The 14,374-nt window shown below is 57.7% G+C and carries 13 protein-coding genes and 1 pseudogene; 6 read left to right on the forward strand and 8 right to left on the reverse strand.

Annotation, left to right across the window (positions count from 1 at the left end; translation table 11 throughout):
- Nucleotides 1–9: 9 nt before the first annotated feature.
- From HA48_RS01155 to pabB, 4 genes and pseudogenes are all read right to left on the reverse strand, one after another.
- Nucleotides 10–1,570: pseudogene (locus HA48_RS01155) on the reverse strand (EAL domain-containing protein).
- A 223-nt stretch (nucleotides 1,571–1,793) separates the two neighbouring features.
- A complete protein-coding gene (locus HA48_RS01160) occupies nucleotides 1,794–3,158 on the reverse strand; it encodes an L-serine ammonia-lyase (protein WP_128599401.1) in 1,365 nt (454 codons plus the stop codon).
- A gap of 189 nt (nucleotides 3,159–3,347) precedes the next feature.
- Complete coding sequence (locus HA48_RS01165; RefSeq protein ID WP_128599402.1) at nucleotides 3,348–3,917, reverse strand: CoA pyrophosphatase; 570 nt, start codon at nucleotides 3,915–3,917, stop codon at nucleotides 3,348–3,350.
- A 1-nt stretch (nucleotide 3,918) separates the two neighbouring features.
- Entirely contained in the window at nucleotides 3,919–5,277 is a 1,359-nt protein-coding gene (gene pabB / locus HA48_RS01170; RefSeq protein ID WP_128599403.1) for an aminodeoxychorismate synthase component 1, read from the reverse strand.
- Nucleotides 5,278–5,388: 111 nt separating this feature from the next.
- Between pabB and HA48_RS01175 the strand changes: the two genes are divergently transcribed.
- Nucleotides 5,389–5,577: a YoaH family protein gene (locus HA48_RS01175; RefSeq protein ID WP_128599404.1), complete on the forward strand. Its 189-nt coding sequence runs from the start codon at nucleotides 5,389–5,391 to the stop codon at nucleotides 5,575–5,577.
- A gap of 13 nt (nucleotides 5,578–5,590) precedes the next feature.
- Here HA48_RS01175 and HA48_RS01180 read toward each other — a convergent pair whose 3' ends face one another.
- Entirely contained in the window at nucleotides 5,591–5,935 is a 345-nt protein-coding gene (locus HA48_RS01180; RefSeq protein ID WP_128599405.1) for a RidA family protein, read from the reverse strand.
- Nucleotides 5,936–6,060: 125 nt separating this feature from the next.
- Here HA48_RS01180 and yoaA point away from each other — a divergent pair, with 125 nt between their 5' ends.
- The 5 genes from yoaA to rnd all read left to right on the forward strand — a co-directional run bounded on the left by yoaA (nucleotide 6,061) and on the right by rnd (nucleotide 12,481).
- Entirely contained in the window at nucleotides 6,061–7,971 is a 1,911-nt protein-coding gene (gene yoaA / locus HA48_RS01185; protein WP_128599406.1) for a DNA repair helicase YoaA, read from the forward strand.
- Between the two features lie 52 nt (nucleotides 7,972–8,023).
- Nucleotides 8,024–8,722, forward strand: coding sequence for a tRNA (adenosine(37)-N6)-threonylcarbamoyltransferase complex dimerization subunit type 1 TsaB (gene tsaB / locus HA48_RS01190; protein WP_128599407.1), 699 nt, complete (start codon nucleotides 8,024–8,026; stop codon nucleotides 8,720–8,722).
- A 60-nt stretch (nucleotides 8,723–8,782) separates the two neighbouring features.
- The gene (locus tag HA48_RS01195; protein ID WP_128599408.1) at nucleotides 8,783–9,376 is read left to right on the forward strand and encodes a Slp family lipoprotein; all 594 of its coding nucleotides are present in this window, start codon (nucleotides 8,783–8,785) and stop codon (nucleotides 9,374–9,376) included.
- A 208-nt stretch (nucleotides 9,377–9,584) separates the two neighbouring features.
- Nucleotides 9,585–11,261 (forward strand): long-chain-fatty-acid--CoA ligase FadD, encoded by a 1,677-nt coding sequence (gene fadD / locus HA48_RS01200; protein WP_128599445.1) that lies wholly within the window; start codon nucleotides 9,585–9,587, stop codon nucleotides 11,259–11,261.
- A 98-nt stretch (nucleotides 11,262–11,359) separates the two neighbouring features.
- Nucleotides 11,360–12,481 carry a ribonuclease D gene (rnd, locus tag HA48_RS01205; RefSeq protein ID WP_128599409.1) on the forward strand — a complete coding sequence of 374 codons (1,122 nt, stop codon included), beginning with the start codon at nucleotides 11,360–11,362 and terminating at the stop codon, nucleotides 12,479–12,481.
- Nucleotides 12,482–12,536: 55 nt separating this feature from the next.
- On the opposite strand, the gene minE is transcribed toward rnd, so the two are convergent.
- The 3 genes from minE to minC are packed head-to-tail and all read right to left on the reverse strand — an operon-like array spanning nucleotide 12,537 to nucleotide 14,360.
- Nucleotides 12,537–12,806 carry a cell division topological specificity factor MinE gene (gene minE / locus HA48_RS01210; RefSeq protein WP_010616394.1) on the reverse strand — a complete coding sequence of 90 codons (270 nt, stop codon included), beginning with the start codon at nucleotides 12,804–12,806 and terminating at the stop codon, nucleotides 12,537–12,539.
- Between the two features lie 3 nt (nucleotides 12,807–12,809).
- Nucleotides 12,810–13,622 (reverse strand): septum site-determining protein MinD, encoded by an 813-nt coding sequence (gene minD / locus HA48_RS01215; RefSeq protein WP_128599410.1) that lies wholly within the window; start codon nucleotides 13,620–13,622, stop codon nucleotides 12,810–12,812.
- Nucleotides 13,623–13,655: 33 nt separating this feature from the next.
- The gene (gene minC, locus HA48_RS01220; protein ID WP_128599411.1) at nucleotides 13,656–14,360 is read right to left on the reverse strand and encodes a septum site-determining protein MinC; all 705 of its coding nucleotides are present in this window, start codon (nucleotides 14,358–14,360) and stop codon (nucleotides 13,656–13,658) included.
- Between the last annotated feature and the right edge of the window lie 14 nt (nucleotides 14,361–14,374).

Genomic DNA, 14,374 nt, shown 5'->3' on the forward strand with positions numbered 1-14,374 from the left:
TTTAGCGCTTCAGGCGTTCAGCTGGGGTTGATGCTGCGCCAGCCAGAGCGGGAAATCCTCAATCGGCATCGGGCGCGCATAGAAATAGCCCTGCAGATGATCCACACCGCGTTCACGCAGATAATAGGCCTGCTCTGCGGTCTCAACGCCCTCGGCAACCAGCGCAATGTTCAGGCGCTGCGCCAGGGAGATCACCATATCGGTCACCGTAGCGTTGATTGCATCGGTACCGATTGCCGCCGTGAAAATCTTATCAATCTTGAGTACGTCCGGTTTAAGGTCTTTCAGATAGGCCAGCGAGCTGTGGCCGGTACCAAAATCATCAATCGCCAGCCGCACGCCAATCTCATGCAGCTGCGCGACGACTGTCTGATCGATCACCGGCAACGCATCGCGTTCGGTCAGCTCTACCACCAGCTTCGGCAGCGGATTGGCCGGCCACCAGATGCGCTGCAGATCCTCGACAATCGCCCGCTCACGGAAGTGGCTGGCCGCCACGTTAATGGCGATGTGGAAAGAGGGGCACTGCGGCAGATTTGGCAGCTCATCAACTGCTTTGGCAATGACAAAGCGCGTCAGCGGCGCAATTAAATTTTGTCGTTCCGCCAGCGGGATAAATACATCCGGGGCGATCCAGCTGACGGGGATTGTGCCAGCGCAGCAGCAGTTCAATGCCGTCGCACTCACCGCTCTTTGCATTAATCAACGGCTGGCAGTAGACCATGAACTCATTGGCGGTAATGCCATAGCTAATCTGCCAGCTCAGGCTCATACGGTTGGCCGTGGCCAGCCAGACGATATACCCCATCAGCAAACTGAGCAGCACCGCCAGCGGCAGCTGGGAAGGCAGTGTATTCAGCGCCAGGCGCGCCGGAGAAGGGCCATACAGCGTAATACTGAATGGATAACGTAACGATGCCTGATCGTAAGCGACCTCATCCTCAGAGGGCACCGTGTGCTCAATCAGCGGATTACCGTACTCCAGGCTCTGGCCGCCGACGTTAAAGATCGCCCGCTCAACCCACGGCAACTGCGGCTCCAGCAGATAATTGGTCATCAGCTCAATGTTGATGATCTGCAGCAGGCCATCGTGATTATCCAGCGATTTGGGCGTCCACAGCAGCAGCACCGGCGATCCTTTCAGCAGATAGTCGTCGGTAGAGAGCAGCATGCGCTGATTGTTGAGCGCCAGTTCAGGATAGGTCTGACTGAACGAGAGATTACGTGGGCCGTAAATGCTGGAGCAGTAAATAGTGTCATTCTGCACCAGCAGCACGGTACGCACCGTCTGCAGAGCGGCAATCTTCTCAATCAGCGGATAACGCACCTGCGAGCAGGAAACACCCACCAGGCCCAGCGTGTTATTGGCGGAGACATCCAGCGGTGAAAACATGCGGTCAAAGCGTTCAATGGCGCGGGTGGCAAAGTTAAGTGACTGTTGCTCAATGCGTGACTTCTCTTCGATATAGCGAAAAGTCAGGGTCAGAACCAGAACCAGCGCCGCGATCACCAGCGCAATAAGCAGTCGCTTACGGCGGAATTGACCCACAAATTGCTGGGGAATGAGCATCAGTAACCACCTTGCAAATACAAAGATTGAAGCCAAATTAACGTGAAGGTTATCGGCATAGCGGCGGCCAGGTTTAGCGCGGCCGAATAAAAAAGGCGGCACTAAAAAATCGCGCGGCCACTAAGGGCCGCGCGCAAAATTAATGTAACTGGTTTACTCACTGCGAGGTAGAGCTAACAGCAGAAATAAACGGCGATCGCTGCATTTATCCGCAGCGAAGCGTTTAATCACACTGCACTTTAATGGCGAGGCCGCCGCGTGACGTTTCGCGGTATTTGGCGTTCATGTCTTTGCCGGTTTCGTACATGGTCTCGATCACTTTATCCAGCGACACGCGGGGTTCACTGGTGCGGCGCAGCGCCATACGGGCAGCGTTAATCGCTTTCACCGAGGCAATGGCGTTGCGCTCAATGCACGGCACCTGTACCTGACCGGCCACCGGATCGCAGGTCAGCCCCAGGTTATGCTCCATGCCGATCTCTGCCGCCACGCACACCTGCTCCGGGCTGGCGCCCAGCAGCTCGGCAAGCCCGGCTGCGGCCATCGAACAGGCGACACCCACTTCGCCCTGACATCCCACTTCGGCACCGGAGATCGACGCATTCATTTTATACAGCACGCCAATGGCGCCGGAGGCCAGGAAGTAGCGGATGAAAATATCCGGCGTCACGTTTTCAATAAAGTGATCGTAATAGGCCAGCACCGCCGGCACGATGCCGCAGGCGCCGTTGGTGGGCGCAGTGACAACACGACCACCGGCTGCATTCTCTTCATTAACCGCCAGGGCAAACATGTTCACCCAATCGATGACATTCATCGGATCGTTAGAGTGCTTGGTCGAGGAGACCAGCAAGCGGCGCAGCGAAGCCGCACGGCGTGGCACGCGCAGTGGTCCCGGCAACACACCCTCGGTATTCAGGCCGCGGTCGATACAGGCCTGCATGGTCTGCCACACATTGGTGAAGTAGTCATAGATCTCTTCACGGCTATGCAGCGCCAGTTCATTCTTCATCACTACGCCAGAGAGCGACATGCCGGTCTCGCGGCAGTGGCCAAGCAGCTCTTTGGCCGAGTTGAACGCATACGGCACCAACACTTCATCCAGCACCGACTGGCCGAAATGCGCCTCATCCACGATAAAGCCGCCGCCAATCGAGTAGTAAGTTTTACTCTCGATCAGCAGATCGCCCGCGAAGGCGTAAAGCGTCATGCCATTCTCATGCAGCGACAGGTTTTCACTGCGGAACACCATGCCGCCTTCGCGCGGGAAGTCCACTTCGCGGGCACCGTTTGCCAGCAGCAGACGTTCACGGGTTTCAACATCTTTGATAAAGGCCGGGATGCTATCAATGTCCACGGTTGCGGGCTCAAATCCCGCCAGGCCCATGATGATAGCAATGTCTGTATGGTGACCCTTACCGGTGAGAGACAGCGATCCATAGACATCAACCGCTATGCGCGTCACATCCTGCAGTTTGCCCTGGTCGATCAGCAGGTCAACAAACTGTTTGCCCGCTTTCATCGGACCAACGGTATGCGAACTGGATGGGCCAATGCCCACTTTGAACATGTCAAAAACACTAATCACCGGCGACACTCCTCACAAATCTTATTTTCTACGGCGCAAGCCGTTAATGCGGCTAATAGTAATCGTCCGCGCGCGGTCGCGAGTAGCTTTTCGCATGAAATAAACTAATTATAAACCACAGAAATAGTTATCCATTTCCACAGTTGTGAACGGGATCTGATTTTCGGGGAACCACGAACGAGACGGGAATCAGGGCAGGGCGATCTGCTGGCCGAGGGCGCGAATGATGCCAGCCGTCATGCCCCAGATAAAATAATCTTCGTACCACGAGAGCCACACCTGATGCTGGCGGTGACCACGCCGCAGCGTCAGCCCGCTGTAGCGGCTGAGTCGCAACGCTTCATCGAGCGGCATGGTAAAGGCGCTCTCCACTTCATCCGGATTGAGGTGAAGCGCCAGATCGCGGGGAATAATGCCAACCACGGGCGTGACGGCAAAACCGGTGCTGCTGGTGACCGGAGGCAGCACGCCAATCACCTGTACCTGCTGCGGATCGATACCGACCTCCTCATGCGCTTCACGTAGCGCGGTATGGATGAGCGAGGTATCCGTGGCATCCTGCATGCCGCCGGGAAACGCGACCTGACCGGCGTGTTTACGCAGCTGCGCCGAGCGGCGCGTCAGTAACAGGCCAGGCTGCGCGCTATCGATCACCGGCACCAGCACGGCCGCGCGCCGGCCGCTCATCACGCGGGTGGTAACGCCAACCGGCGGTTGCAGCATAAAGCGGCTGAGGAACTGCTCCAGCGTCAGCGCCATCTCAGTGCGTCTCCTGCAGGCTGGGAAGAATCCGGTTCACCTTATGAAAAGTCTCCTGATACTCCGCATCCAGTTCGCTATCAGCCACAATGCCGCCGCCTGCGGCGCAGTACAGCGTTTGGTTCTCGGCAATCAGGGTGCGGATGGTGATGCTGGTGTCCATGCGACCGCACAGGCTGAGATAGCCAATGCTGCCACACCAGGCGTTACGGCGCTGGGGTTCCAGCTCTTCAATGATCGCCATCGCGCGAATTTTTGGCGCGCCGGTAATCGAGCCGCCGGGGAAACAGGCGCGCAGCAGATCGCTGGCGTGCAGATGTTCAGGCAGGCGTGCACGCACGGTGCTGACCAGATGGTGTACCGCCGGGAACGGCTCTACCACGAACAGCTCCGGCACGCTCACGCTGCCCGGCACAGCCACCCGGCCGATATCATTACGCAGCAGATCGACAATCATCAGATTTTCGGCGCGATCTTTCTCTGCATGGGCGAGTTTTTCCGCCTGCAGACGATCGGCCTCCGCATCACTCAGGCGCGGCAGCGTCCCTTTAATCGGGCGGGTCTCAATGTCGTGCTGCTGCAGCGAGAGAAAACGTTCGGGTGAGAGGCTCAGCAGGGCGCTGTGAGGCAGACGAATAAAGGCGCTGAACGGGGCGCGGTTAGCGCGGTTTAGGCGCAGGAAAGCCTGCCACTCATCGCCATGGTAGGTGGCCTGAAAGCGCTGTGCCAGGTTGACCTGATAGCAGTCACCGGCCTGAATATAGTCCTGAACCGCCTGGAAGCGCGCGGCGTACTGCGCAAAGCTCAGGCTGGATTGCCACTCACTCGTGAGCATAAACGGCCGCGGCTGCGGCACGGCCTGGCGCTGTAACCACTGCCAGCGCCGTTCAGCGTCCCCGAGCGAAACCAGCGTCAGCGTCTGTTTATGGTGATCGGCGATCAGCGCCCAGTCGTAGATCCCCACGGCCATGTCTGGCGTGGTGAGGTCCTGCTGTGCGATTTGCGGTAGCGTCTCGAAACGCCGCCCGAGATCATACCCAAACAGACCAAGCGCGCCGCCCTGAAACGGCAGGTCAGCATTGAACGCAGGCGTAATGTTCAGCGCATCCAGCTGCTGCTGCACCAGAGACAGCGGATCATCCTCTGAATCATATTCGCCCGCGTGGCTGACAATGCAAGTGCGGTTGCCCTGCGTGGTCAGCGTAGTGAGCGGATCGGCAGTGAGAATATCAAACCGGTTATCCGCATGTTCGGCCTGACCGGAGGTCAGCAGCATCGCCCACGGACGATGGGCCAGGGTAGAGAAGCGGTGCAGTAGCGTATCCGGCGTATACTTGAGCGAGAGGGTTTTCACAATCATCGGGCAAATCAGTTCAGCAGGCAGGCGCGTAGCCTGGCATATTTTTTTGTCGCTGGCACCTGTTTGTTCGGCGTGGAATAATGCGCGCCCGATGTTAACCAGGAGTGAACCATGTTTTCAGGTCTTCCGGCTTTATCCCATGAACAGCAGCAGCAGGCGGTCGAACGTATTCAGGAGCTGATGGCCGGCGGCATGTCCAGCGGGCAGGCGATTACTCAGGTAGCACAGGAGATCCGTCAGAACCATAAGGGTGAGGCGATCCGGGCGCGTTTCGAAGACGACGAGGATGACGACGAATAGCGCCCGAACCCGGTTACAGCGCAGCGATAATTTTGATTTCGACTTTATACTTCGGATTCATCAGGCCCGCCTGCACCGTACAGCGTACCGGCGCATTACCCGGTGAAACCCACGCATCCCAGGCGCGGTTCATGGCCGGGAAATCCTCTTTCTCCACCAGAAAAATAGTGGCGTCAAGGATCTTGCTCTTGTCCGAGCCGACGCGCGCCAGAATACGGTCAATCACCGCCAGCGCATTGGCGGTTTGCGCTTCGGCATCCGCATCCAGATTCTCCGGCACGCTGGTGTAATAGACGGTCTGGTCGTGAACAACGGCTTCTGACATGCGGTGCTCGGGATCGATACGCGTAATAGTCATGCTTTTCTCCTTTATTTTCGCTGCGCTAGCCTGCCATATCCGGCAGGCGGCTGTCATCTGTTGTGGTCGCCTTCCTGGAATCCTGACATAATTACAGTGGTTTTTTGTGTAATCGGTGAGGGTGTGTGGCAGACGATTTTGCAGCAGATGGCGCATTAGCGCAGGGGATTCCGGGCTTTAAACCGCGTGCAGCCCAGCGGGAGATGGCGCAGGCGGTGAGTGAAGCTGTCAAACGTGGCGGGGAGCTGGTGGTGGAAGCTGGCACCGGTACCGGAAAAACGTACGCGTATCTGGCGCCAGCGCTGCGGGCGAAAAAGAAGGTCATCGTCTCCACCGGTTCTAAAGCGCTGCAGGATCAGCTCTACAATCGCGATCTCCCTACCGTTGCCCGCGCGCTGAAGTTCAGCGGTAAAAGCGCATTGCTGAAAGGGCGTTCGAACTATCTCTGTCTTGAGCGACTTGAACAGCAGAATCAGGCCGGGGGCGATCTCACCGTGCAGGCGCTGGGTGATTTGATCAATGTGCGCAGCTGGTCATCGGAAACCGTTGACGGCGATGTCAGCAACTGCGCTGGGGTGGCAGAGGACAGCCCCATCTGGCCTTATGTTACCAGCACCAATGACAACTGCCTCGGTAGCGATTGTCCGCTGTACAAAGAGTGCTTTGTGGTTAAAGCGCGTAAAAAAGCCATGGATGCCGACGTGGTGGTGGTAAACCACCATCTGTTCCTCGCCGACCTGGTGGTAAAAGAGGGCGGTTTTGGCGAACTGATCCCGGAAGCGGATGTGATGATCTTCGATGAAGCGCATCAGCTGCCGGATATCGCCAGTCAATATTTTGGTCAGCAGCTCTCCAGCCGCCAGCTGCAGGATCTGGCCAAAGATATCATTCTCGCTTATCGCACCGAAGTGCGTGATGTGCAGCAGCTGCAAAAGTCCGCCGATCGTCTGGCCCAGTGCGCCCAGGATTTTCGCCTGACATTAGGTGAACCTGGCTTCCGCGGCAACCTGCGTGAGCTGCTAAACGACAACAACATCATGCGCATGTTTACGCTGCTGGATGATGCGCTGGAGCTCTGCTACGACGTGATTAAGCTCTCGCTCGGACGCTCCGCCTTACTGGATGCTGCTTTTGAACGCGCCGCGCTCTATCGTACCCGCCTGAAACGCCTGCGCGCAATCAATGAGCCGGGCTTTAGCTACTGGTATGAGTGCACCAGCCGCCACTTTACCCTGGCGCTGACGCCGCTTTCGGTTGCTGAACGTTTCCGTGAGGTGATGGATAACCGCAAAGCGGCGTGGGTGTTTACCTCCGCAACGCTGGCGGTGAATGAGCAGATGAGCCACTTTGCCAGCCGGCTGGGCGTGGAGCGCGCACAAACCCTCATCCTGGATAGCCCCTTTGACTACGCGCAGCAGGCGCTGCTCTGCGTGCCGCGCAACATGCCGGAACCTAACCATCCGGGCGGAGCGCGCCAGCTGGCGCGCATGATGAAGCCGCTGATTGATGCGAATAAAGGGCGCTGCTTCTTTCTCTGTACCTCGCACAAGATGATGCGTGAACTGGCCGCCGAGTTTCGCGCCTCTATGACGCTGCCGGTGCTGCTGCAGGGTGAGACCAGTAAAGGCCAGTTGCTCAAACAGTTTCTTGACGCCGGCAATGCACTGCTGGTGGCGACCAGCAGCTTCTGGGAAGGGGTTGATGTGCGGGGCGATGCGTTGTCGCTGGTGATCATCGATAAGCTGCCGTTCACCTCGCCGGAAGATCCGCTGCTGAAAGCCCGCATGGAGGATTGCCGTCTGCGCGGGGGCGATCCGTTCAATGATGTGCAGCTGCCTGACGCGGTGATTACCCTGAAACAGGGCGTTGGCCGTCTGATCCGCGATACTGACGATCGCGGTGTACTGGTGATTTGCGACCAGCGGCTGGTCTCCCGCCCTTACGGTGGCCTGTTCCTGAACAGCCTGCCGCCAACGCCGCGCACCCGCGATCTGCAGCGGGCGATTGAATTTGTCCGCCTGCCAGAGAGTCACTAATTTGTGCCAGGCTGTGATAAGATGCGCGCCATTTTGATTCTCTGAGGTTGTTATGTCCGCCCGAATTTTAGCCCTGGACACCGCGACAGAAGCCTGTTCTGCCGCGCTGCTGAATCAGCAGCAGATCGATGCCCGCTTTGAGATCGCCCCGCGCGATCACACCCAACGTATTCTGCCGCTGGTGCAGACGCTGCTGCAGGCGCAGCAGCTTGACCTGACGGCGCTTGATGCGCTGGCCTTTGGCCGCGGGCCGGGCAGCTTTACCGGCGTGCGTATTGGCATCGGGATTGCGCAGGGGCTGGCGCTGGGCGCAAACCTGCCCATGATTGGCGTCTCGTCGCTGGCGACAATGGCACAGGGCGCATGGCGCTTAACCGGTGCGACGCGCGTACTGGCCGCCATTGATGCCCGCATGGGTGAAGTTTACTGGGCGGAGTATCAGCGTGACGCGCAAGGCAACTGGCAGGGCGCAGAGAGCGAAGCGGTTCTGAAGCCGGAAGCCGCGCAGGCCCGTATCGCTCAGCTGAGCGGCGAGTGGGCAACGGTTGGCACTGGCTGGCAGGCTTACCCGCAGCTGCTGCAGAGTAACGACACCCGGTTAACAACCACAGCAGTAACGCTGCCCGCCGCAGAAGATATGTTACCGCTGGCGCTGAGCGCCTGGCAACGGGGTGAAACTGTCGCGGTGGAGCACGCCGAGCCGGTTTATCTGCGTAATGAAGTGGCATGGAAAAAGTTACCGGGCCGCTGATACGCCACGCAACTTATCACTGCACCTCCAGTCTAACTGAGAAATATCAGGAGAAGTGCTATGCCAATTAGTCGTAAAGGGATCTCTGGCGCGCTGTTAGCCTGTGCGATGTTGCTCAGCGGCTGCGTTTCAGTGCCAGATTCCATTAAAGGGAGTTCTCAGCTTCCACAGCAAGATTTACTGCGTGTAATGAACGCGCCCCAGCTCTATATCGGCCAGGAGTCGCGTTTTGGCGGCAAAGTGGTGAAAGTGACTAACCTGAACGGTTTAACCCGCCTGGAGATCGCCACGCAGCCGCTGGATGAGAGTGCGCGCCCGCGCCTGGGTGCAGCGTCGGTGGGCCGCATTTACGCTGACCTGCGCGGTTTTGTCGATCCGGTCGACGTCAACAATCAGTACATCACGGTGCTGGGCAACATCAAAGGCGTTGAAAAGGGTGAGATCGGGAAGGCGAATTACAACTTTGTGGTGGTCGATGTGCGCGGCTACCAGCGCTGGCATCTGACCCAGCAGGTGATGACGCCGCCGCAGCCAATCGATCCGTGGATCTGGTACGGTCCATCGCGCCGTCATCCCGGCTACTGGGGACCGAACCCTTACTGGGGTATGAATACCGGTGGTCCGGCGCAGGTAGAGACCATTCTCACCGAGTAGGTGACACGAATATTTTTTACGGCCCGGTCGCGGTGCTCGCGAACGGGCTTTTTTATTGGGCGCGCAACCGATGCGCGAAATTTAGTGATGCGCTTCGCAACCTGAAAATGCCGAAACAGGCAAACTGGTACAATCAGTTAAAATATTGTTAACAACACTGATTGCAGAGGCAGCGATGGCTACGCAACAAGAATATCGGGGTGACTCTTTGAACAAGGTTTGGCTGAAACGCTATCCGCCAGATGTTCCTGCGGAAATTAATGCAGACCGCTATCCCTCTTTGGTCGATCTTTTCGAACACGCAACGCAGCAGTACGCCGATCAGGTGGCGTTTATCAATATGGGCCAGCCGATGACCTATCGTCAGCTGGAGCAGCAGAGCCGGGCGTTCGCCGCCTGGCTGCAGCAGGGGCTGGGCCTACAGCAGGGCGACCGTGTGGCGCTGATGATGCCCAACCTGCTGCAATATCCGGTAGCGCTGTTTGGCGTGTTACGCGCCGGCATGGTGGTGGTTAACGTTAATCCACTCTATACGCCGCGTGAGCTTAAGCACCAGCTGAACGACAGCGGCGCGAGTGCGATTGTGATTGTTTCGAACTTTGCGCATACGCTGGAGAAGGTGGTAGCAGAGACGCCCATTAAACACGTGATGCTGACGCGCATGGGCGATCAGCTGGCGCCGGTTAAAGCCACGCTGGTTAACTTTGTGGTGAAGTACGTTAAAAAGCTGGTGCCGAAATATCATCTGCCCGGCGCCGTACCGTTCCGCCATGCGCTCCAGCAGGGGGCTCTTCTGAGCTACCGTCGCCCGACGGTGCGCAATGAGGATCTCGCCTTCCTGCAGTATACCGGCGGGACGACCGGCGTGGCGAAAGGCGCGATGCTAACCCACGGCAATATGCAGGCCAACCTGGAGCAGACTAAAGCGACCTACGGCAAGCTGCTGCGCCCCGGTAAAGAGCAGGTGGTGACCGCGCTGCCGCTCTACCATATCTTTGCGCTGACGGTAAACGGCCTGCTGTTTCTCGATCTTGGCGGCACTAACCTGCTGATTACCAATCCGCGTGATATTCCCGGTTTTGTGAAAGAGCTGAGTAAATTCCCGTTCACCGCCATCACCGGTGTCAATACACTGTTCAACGCGCTGCTGAACGACAGCAACTTCAACAAGCTTGATTTCTCCACGCTGCGCCTTTCTGCCGGTGGCGGCATGGCGGTGCAAAAAGCGGTAGCGGAGCGCTGGGAGAAGCTGACCGGCCACTATCTGCTGGAGGGCTATGGCCTGACCGAGTGCTCCCCGCTGGTATCCGTGAACCCGTATGACATTACCTGCCACACCGGCAGTATCGGTCTTCCTGTACCCTCCACCGACGTACGCATCGTTGATGATGAAGATCGTGATGTGCCGCCGGGTGAACCGGGCGAGCTGTGCATCCGCGGTCCGCAGGTGATGGTGGGCTACTGGCAGCGTCCGGAAGCCACGGAAGAGGTGCTAAAAAATGGCTGGCTGCATACCGGTGATATTGTTACCGTTGATGCTGAAGGCTTTATCCGCATTGTCGATCGCAAAAAAGACATGATTCTGGTCTCGGGCTTTAACGTATATCCTAATGAGATTGAAGATGTGCTGATGCAGCATCCGAAAGTGCGTGAAGCTGCGGCCATTGGCGTGCCAAGCGATCTCTCTGGTGAAGCGGTAAAAGTGTGCATCGTGAAGAAAGATGCCTCGCTCACCAAAGATGAGGTGCTGGATCACTGCCGGCGTCAGCTCACCGGTTATAAAGTGCCGAAGATTATTGAGTTTCGCGACGAGCTGCCTAAAACCAACGTGGGCAAAATTCTGCGCCGCGAATTGCGTGATGAGGCGAAGCGGGAAGGGCAGTAAGCTGCCCGCTCCCTTCAGGTTAACGCCGGCACAGTCCGGCGTTTTTATTGCTTTTAACATGGAGCGCTGCGCGGAGTTTGCCGCAGCGAGAACATAACGTGAATTACACCCTGATCGACCAAAACGACCAACTGGCTGCCGTGTGCCAGCAGGCACGCCAGCACGCCGCCGTGGCGCTGGATACTGAATTTGTGCGGACCCGCACCTACTATCCTCAGCTGGGGCTGATTCAGCTGTTTGATGGCGAGCAACTGGTTCTGATCGATCCCTTGCCTATCAGTGACTGGGCGCCTTTTGTTGCTCTGCTGCAGGATAAGCAGGTCACCAAATTCCTGCACGCCGGTGGCGAAGACCTTGAGGTATTTCTGCACCGCTTTGCCTGCCTGCCTGACCCGATGATCGATACGCAAATTCTGGCGGCGTTTGCCGGCCAGCCGCTGTCGTGGGGCTTTGCCTCAATGGTTAATCACTTTACCCGGATTGAGCTGGATAAGAGCGAAGCGCGTACCGACTGGCTGGCCCGTCCGCTGACCGAGCGTCAGTGCCAGTATGCGGCTGCCGATGTGGCCTACCTGTTGCCGATCGCGCATCAGTTGGTGGCGCAGACGGAGGCCGCAGGCAATATGGCGGCAGCGCTGAGCGAGTGCGAGACGCTGTGCCAGCGGCGTCTGGATGTGCTGCAGCCGGAGGAGGCGTGGCGCGATATCACCAATGCCTGGCAGCTGCGTCCGCGTCAGCTGGCGGCGCTGCAGCGTCTGGCGGCCTGGCGCCTGAACATTGCCCGACAGAAAGATATGGCGGTTAACTTTGTGGTGCGTGAAGAGAATCTGTGGAAGGTCGCGCGCTTTATGCCGGGCAGCCTGGGCGAGCTTGACCATCTGGGTTTGAACGGCCATGAAATTCGCTTCCACGGCAAAGCGCTGGTCGCTATGGTGGCGGAAGCGCAGGCGCAGGATGAAGCTACGCTGCCGGCACCGCTGCCGAACCTGATCGATCATGCGCACTATAAGCAGGCGTTCAAAGCCATCAAGGCGCTGGTGCTCAAGGTGAGTGAAGAGACGGGTTACAGCCAGGAGCTCCTGGCTTCACGGCGCCAGATTAATCAGGTGCTGAGCGTACACTGGGGGCTGAAAAGCACGACACGAACGCCGGAGCTGTTAACCGGCTGGCGGGGCGAGGTGCTGAAAGCAGGCATCGACGAGATTTTACAGGCGCTGTAAGCCGCACGTTTTCCCCTGCGCGGTGACGCAGGGGAAAATCATGAGCCGGCTTCTGTCATTTAGGGACGTCTTCCGTCTCCGGCAGGGTCACGTTGAGCTCAAGGATAGAGATATCATCCCCTTTCTGATCCAGCTGTACCGTGACCATATCCGGGTCAATTTTCACGTATTTACAGATCACTTCCAGAATATCGCGCTTCAGCTGCGGCAGGTAGTGGGGCTCACTGTCGCCCCTTCTGCGTTCGGCCACGATGATTTGCAGCCGTTCCTTGGCGATGTTGGCTGTGTTCTTCTTACGGGATAAAAAGAAATCAAGTAATGCCATTGGTTATCCCCCGAACAGGCGTTTCAGGAAACCCTTCTTCTCTTCTTCAATAAAGCGGAAGGGGCGTTCTTCGCCAAGCAGGCGGTCTACGGTATCAGCATACGCTTTACCGGCGTCAGAGTTCGCATCAAGGATCACGGGCTCACCCTGGTTAGAGGCGCGCAGCACTGACTGATCTTCCGGAATCACGCCGACCAGCGGAATGCGCAGAATCTCCAGCACATCTTCCATGCTCAGCATGTCGCCACGGGTTACGCGGCCCGGGTTGTAACGGGTCAGCAGCAGGTGCTCTTTCACCGGCTCCTGGCTGTTTTCTGCACGACGTGATTTGGAGGAGATGATGCCGAGGATGCGGTCAGAGTCACGCACGGAAGAGACTTCCGGGTTGGTGGTGATGATCGCCTCATCGGCAAAGTAGAGCGCCATCAGCGCACCGGTTTCGATACCGGCCGGCGAATCGCAGACGATGAAGTCAAACTCCATGGCGGTCAGGTCGTTCAGGACTTTCTCTACGCCTTCACGCGTCAGTGCGTCTTTATCGCGGGTTTGTGAAGCCGGCAGAATGTAAAGCTGCTCGGTGCGCTTATCGCGGATCAGCGCCTGGTTCAGGGTGGCATCGCCCTGGATGACGTTAACAAAGTCATACACGACGCGGCGTTCACAGCCCATGATCAGATCAAGGTTACGCAGACCGATATCAAAATCGATCACGACGGTTTTTTTGCCCTTCTGCGCTAACCCTGTGGCGATGGCCGCGCTTGACGTGGTCTTGCCAACGCCCCCTTTACCTGATGTAACTACAATAATGCGTGCCATAAATGTTGATTTCCTTAACGAAAGAAAAGGGGCCTAATTAAGTGTCTGGATAGTGAGCGCGCCGTCTGTTAAACACAGCCGCGCCGCTTTCCCGAAGAATTCCGCCGGAATCTGATCCATGATCCAATACTCTCCGGCAATGGAGACCAACTCTGCGGCGAGGTTGGTACTAAAAATCTGGCAGTCACGATCGCCGCTGGCGCCCGCCAGCGCACGGCCGCGCATCATGCCATAAATATGGATGTTGCCGTCTGCCACCAGCTCTGCACCGGCGCTGACGCTGCTGGTCACGATAAGATCGGCATTGCGCGCGTAAATCTGCTGTCCTGAGCGTACCGGCGTATTCACGATGCGCGTTTTGCTGGCCGTTTCAACCACCGCAGGCGGCGCAATCGCTTCGGCTTCCGGTGCGTCGGGAAGTTTACGGTTCTCCTTGCCTTCGGACAGAACCGGTAAGCCGGCGCGGGCAATCATCTTTTTCAGGGCTTCATCTTTACAGCCGCTGACGCCAACGATACGTAAACCGGTGGCACTGACCGCCTGCTGCATCTGCTTCCAGTTGATCTCGCCATTCAGCGCGGACACGTTCAGCACAACCGGGGCATTGAGCAGAAAAGCCGGCGCCTGGTCGATCTTGTCCTGCAGCGCCTGACGAATCACCTCGGGTTGCGAATGGTGCAGATGAACAACTGACAGGGTAAAACTGCTGCCCTTGAATTCGATTGGCGATTGCGACATCTGTGCTGGCTCAG

The sequence above is a fragment of the Pantoea wallisii genome, assembly GCF_002095485.1.
Taxonomy (GTDB): Bacteria; Pseudomonadota; Gammaproteobacteria; order Enterobacterales; family Enterobacteriaceae; genus Pantoea; species Pantoea wallisii.

What these genes read in the sequence shown, in the direction of transcription:
- HA48_RS01165 (WP_128599402.1), bottom strand. Translation starts at nt 3,917, where the DNA reads ATGGCGCTGACGCTGGAGCAGTTCCTCAGCCGCTTTATGCTGCAACCG.
- minD (WP_128599410.1), bottom strand. Translation starts at nt 13,622, where the DNA reads ATGGCACGCATTATTGTAGTTACATCAGGTAAAGGGGGCGTTGGCAAG.
- pabB (WP_128599403.1), bottom strand. Translation starts at nt 5,277, where the DNA reads ATGATTGTGAAAACCCTCTCGCTCAAGTATACGCCGGATACGCTACTG.
- HA48_RS01175 (WP_128599404.1), top strand. Translation starts at nt 5,389, where the DNA reads ATGTTTTCAGGTCTTCCGGCTTTATCCCATGAACAGCAGCAGCAGGCG.
- HA48_RS01195 (WP_128599408.1), top strand. Translation starts at nt 8,783, where the DNA reads ATGCCAATTAGTCGTAAAGGGATCTCTGGCGCGCTGTTAGCCTGTGCG.
- minC (WP_128599411.1), bottom strand. Translation starts at nt 14,360, where the DNA reads ATGTCGCAATCGCCAATCGAATTCAAGGGCAGCAGTTTTACCCTGTCA.
- HA48_RS01180 (WP_128599405.1), bottom strand. Translation starts at nt 5,935, where the DNA reads ATGACTATTACGCGTATCGATCCCGAGCACCGCATGTCAGAAGCCGTT.
- minE (WP_010616394.1), bottom strand. Translation starts at nt 12,806, where the DNA reads ATGGCATTACTTGATTTCTTTTTATCCCGTAAGAAGAACACAGCCAAC.
- tsaB (WP_128599407.1), top strand. Translation starts at nt 8,024, where the DNA reads ATGTCCGCCCGAATTTTAGCCCTGGACACCGCGACAGAAGCCTGTTCT.